The sequence below is a fragment of the Hyalangium sp. genome, from assembly GCF_035629615.1.
Lineage (GTDB): Bacteria > Myxococcota > Myxococcia > Myxococcales > Myxococcaceae > Hyalangium.
The window spans coordinates 1-3,269 of sequence record NZ_DASPHO010000806.1 but is presented as its reverse complement, the minus strand read 5'-3'; the positions used below and the strand labels follow the sequence as shown (position 1 = coordinate 3,269).

Annotated in this window: 1 protein-coding gene; it reads right to left on the bottom strand. The window is 68.0% G+C overall.

Features of this window, described 5'->3' with window-relative positions; genetic code table 11:
- Window positions 1-234: 234 nt before the first annotated feature.
- A partial coding sequence (locus tag VD972_RS40505; protein WP_324994541.1) for an immunoglobulin-like domain-containing protein occupies window positions 235-3,269 on the bottom strand: 3,035 nt, incomplete at its 5' end.

Sequence of the window (3,269 nt, the reverse complement as noted above, 5' to 3'; positions counted from 1 at the left end):
AGCGCACGCACTACCCTCTCAGTCACCCTGGAGGGTACGGCGTCCGCCTCCGCTGAAATGCGTGCTTGCTCCCCCCAGCGAATACGGAGCCCTCGCACGCTGACGCCAGCTCCTCCCCGCGCAAGGACGGTGCCAACAGCTCCCTGGGTCAGGGAGACCTCTCGCGTTGTCTCAAGGAGCAGCGATTCTCAGCGCCTGAGAGAACCGGGTTCTGGAGCAGAGCGCCCCTCCCCTTCATGGCCCGGCCTGCGTGTAACGGGTGATGAACTCGACGCGGCGGTTGGCCGCGCGCCCCTCCTCGGTGGCGTTGGATTGCACGGGGCGATCCTCGCCGAAGCCTCGGGCCTCCATGCGCTCGGGGGCCACCGTCTTCTGGGCGAGGTAGTCGCGCACTGCCTCCGCGCGTCGCTGGGACAGGGAGCGGTTGTACTCGGCCGAGCCCTGATCATCCGTGTGGCCCTCGATCGTTACTGAGAGGATCTCCGGGTGCTCGAGGAGGATGCGGGCCACCTGATCCAGCAGCGGGAAGGAGCGAGCCTGGATGACGGCCTTGTCGAAGTCGAAGTGGACCGTGTCCTTGATCTGGATGCGGTCCTTCTGGATGGCCACCAGTTGCTTCTCCTCGACGGGGCAGCCCTGATTGCCGGGCGGGCCCACCACCTCCGGGCAGTTGTCCAGGTGGTCCTGCACCGTGTCCTTGTCGGTGTCGCGGGCGGGGCAGCCATGCATCTCCGGGATGCCCGGCTCCATGGGGCAGGCATCCACCTCATCCAGGATGGCATCGCCATCCGAGTCCTTTGCCGGGCAGCCTTGCCGCTCCGCCGGCCCGGGCTCGCTCGGGCATCGATCCACCTCATCCGCCAGACCATCACCGTCCTGATCCGGGCAGCCCTGGAGTTCCGGCAGGCCCACCACGGAGGGGCACTGATCCACTCCGTCCACGAGGCCATCACCGTCCGTGTCCTTCGGCTCGGGAGTGGGCTCAGGCCTGGCCACCTCGGCCGGGACGGGCCGCGTGCGCCCATAGGCCACCCCGAGCAGCAGACGGAAATCGGGGGTGCCCGGCGCACTGCCAAAGCCGAGGCCCGCGAGCCCGTACGCCTCGAGCGAGTCACTCACGGGCCAGCGCGCACCGGTCAGGGTCTCGATGGCGGAGCCCTCGCGGCGCAAGGGCACCGAGACGAGGACGGCCAGCTCTCCGCGCAGTCGCTCGCCGAGGGTGGCCAGCGTCCCTCCCAGGCGCAGCGCATGACCGAGCTCGTCCTGGATGTTCCCATCATCGCTCAAGATGGTGCGGGGCCTTAAGAGGATGCCCGCGTCGAGCGCGGCGCGCAGGCGACTGAAGCGGCGGCCTACCATGAGGCTGGGGATGGCACGCGGCTCCCGAGCGAGCGCCGCGCCGCTGCCCACCGTGGGGCCCGCATGAACTCCCAGCGAGAGATCCACCGGATCCTCTTCACGCTGGGCGAGCAGCTTGAGCCGCAGGGTGAGCAGGGGCGTGCCGGGCGAGAGTCCTCCTTCGGGTTTGCCGATGCCCTGGCCCGTCAGGTCATCCCCGCGCTGGAGGAGCAGCACGGGCACCTGGGCTCCGAGCTCCAACCAGCCCCACAAGCCATAAGAGGCGGCCAGATGCGCCGTGGCCCGGTGCCGCACGACCACACCCACTTCCGTGCCGTTCTGGAAGAGGACGAGGGGGTCGTTCTCATAATGGGTGGTGAGGGAGAAGCGATAGTCACCAGCTGACGGCAGCTCGCCGGTTCCGAGCAACAGGGAGCCCGTCCCGCTGGGGTTGAGCCTCAGGAGCTCCAGCTCGAACGTGGGTACGCCCTGAGGCTGGGCGAAGGCCCTGGCGCCGACGAGCAGGACGACCAGGGCCGACAGACCTGCGTCCGTGCGCTTCCTGGCCCACAGGACCGCGAGCACGCCCAGCCCCACCATCGCCAGTGAAGAAGGACTGTCACCCGTTGAAGAGCAGCCGGCACCTCCCAACAGGGCGCGGTCCAGCTCCGCGACGGGAGGAGGCACGACCATCCAGGTGGCGAAGGCAGGGGTCGGGTCCACATTGCCCGAGCTGTCTCTCGCGCGCACCCGCAGGGTGTGTTCACCCTCGGCGAGCGCGTTGAGGGTAGTGGTAACCGAGCACTCGCTGAAGTCGGAGCCATCCAGGCTGCACTCGTACGTCACGTTCGGCTTGGTGGCGCGGAACTCGAACGTCGCCCCCGTGTCCTCGGTCTCCTCAGGAGGGTGGGAGACGATCAGCGTGTCCGGCAGAGCGGCAGTCACCTTCACAGTGACTGTCGAGGTGCAGGTCGCGGTGTTCCCCGCATCGTCTGTCGCCGTGTACGTCACCGTTGTGGTGCCCACCAGGAAGAGCGTCTCCGGAGGACTGTCGATCCTCACTGTGGGATCGCACTCGTCCTCGGCAGCGGCCTCCGCAAGGGTGACAGTGCTCCCCTGCTCCCCTTCCTCGATCGTGACGACGAGAGGGTCGGGGCATGCGATCACAGGTGGCCGATGGTCGACCACGTTCACCCTACGGCTGACCGGAAGCGCTCGATTCCCCGCCGAATCCGCCACGTCGTAAGTGAGCTCGTAACTGGCTGGAACACCTGTATCCACGGTGCCCGTCCGAGTGATGCTGCTGGACACATCCCCCAAGCACAGGTCGCTGGCCGTCGCACCCGGATCGTTGAAGGGCGCAGGGCATTCAAGCGTCATGGGGTCGGGATCGTTGAGCACGATCGTAGGCGGGGAACTGTCGTTCATCGTCACCGTACGGGTGACCGGCGAGACCGCGGTGTTACCGGATGGATCCACCACGCGGTATGTGAGGGTGAAGCGGGCCGGAACATTCGGGTCTTGCGTCGGGGTGGCTACGATGGCGGACGTCAGGTTGCCCGCGCAGCTGTCGGCCGCCGTCGCCCCCGGATCGAGGTACTCGCCCGAACCGCACTCGTACGAATCGCTGAGAGGGCCGAGCACGGTGATGGACGGCTGCTGCGTGTCACGCACCTCCACCGTGCGGCTGACGGAGGGCGCGCTGTTCCCCGCCCCGTCCGTCACGTTGTACACGAGCGGGTAGTCGTTCGGCGCACCGGTGTTGACGGTGCCGTTGCGGGTGATGCTGCCCGTCAGATCCCCGAAGCACGCATCGTTGGCGGTGGCCCCCGGATCGTTGAATGGCGTGGCGCACTCGAGCCGCTGCGTCGCTTGGCCCAGCAGGGTCAGCGTGGGCGGCGCGTCGTCGTCCACCGTCACCGTGCGCGTCA